The following is a 1,171-nucleotide window of genomic DNA, read 5'->3' as shown; positions in this document are numbered from 1 at the left end:
TCCCCCCTCCGGAGGAGCCCTCGGAGAGCCCACGGCACTTTGCAGCCAGTATGGATGAAAGTGTTATAGTGGGTTATTACACTTTGAAAAAGTGCCTCTCCGTAGCTCCCCGCTGTCTGTAAATCTCAAAGAAAGGACAAAAAATCTATGGCAAGAAATGATGGAATAGACCGCACCGTAGCCCGGAATCAGGACTTACCGACACCGGATGATGTGGCAAAAATACAGGAACACAATGAGCGTGAAAAGAACAGTTACAGCAATCAGGACATCGTGCCGGAACGCACCTCTCTGAACGTTCATTTCAAAGCACCCACGGACGATTATGTGAAAATGTTTGAGCAGATGGAACAGGATGGCGTGATCTCCACCAGAGGTCTGAAACCGGATGCCATCAAATACGGCGAGTTGGTTTTTGATGTGAACTCCGCTTACTTCTACAACCATGGCGGCTATGAATTTGCAAGACAGTTTTATGCTGATGCTTACAAAGCCGCCGTGGAGATTGTAGGCGGTGAGCAGTATATCCTCTCCGCTGTGATGCACGCCGATGAGCGCAACCGGGCAATGTCCGAAGCTCTGGGCGAGGATGTGTACCACTATCATCTTCATGTGGTTTATATCCCGGTGGTGGAAAAGCAGATCCTTTGGTCGAAGCGATGCAAGGATGAAGCCCTCCGGGGAACCGTTAAGGAGGTCATCACACAGGTCAGCCGCAGTAAGAAATGGGAGTCCAAGCCGGTGCTTGACGAGGACGGTAATCCAATGTTGAACGCAAGAGGAAAAAAGATTTTGAGGTCATCCTACAGTGTGTTGCAGGATGACTTTTTTCATTTCATGCGAGTTGCCGGATATACCGATCTGGAGCGTGGAGAACGTGGAAGCACCGAGGAACATCTGACTGTGACCCAGTTCAAGGTGCAGGCAGAACAGCAGCGGCTGGAAACTGTGGCCGGACAGGTGGCACAGGTGGAGCGGGGTTTGGAGAATGCCAAAGCTGCCACGGAGAAGCAGAAACAGAAACTGGAAGCTCTGCAAAAGGAAACCAAAACAGCAAAGACCGTTGCTCTGACGGTGCAGGAGATTGAAACAATGGGCAAAAAAGCCACATTCGGAAACAATGTTGTGCTGACTCCTGAAGTGCTATACTAACGTTGTAACAGTAGTGGCT

General features: G+C 50.0%; 1 pseudogene. It reads left to right on the top strand.

The annotated features are described in order from the left end of the window. Positions 1-147: 147 nt before the first annotated feature. Positions 148-1,140: pseudogene (locus DXA87_RS13305) on the top strand (plasmid recombination protein); the annotation flags it as partial. Between the last annotated feature and the right edge of the window lie 31 nt (positions 1,141-1,171).

This window comes from Desulfotomaculum sp. OF05-3, assembly GCF_003435535.1.
Lineage (GTDB): Bacteria > Bacillota > Clostridia > Lachnospirales > Lachnospiraceae > Pilosibacter > Pilosibacter fragilis.
Note: the sequence above shows the minus strand (reverse complement) of the source record. Positions and strands in the feature narration are given on the sequence as shown.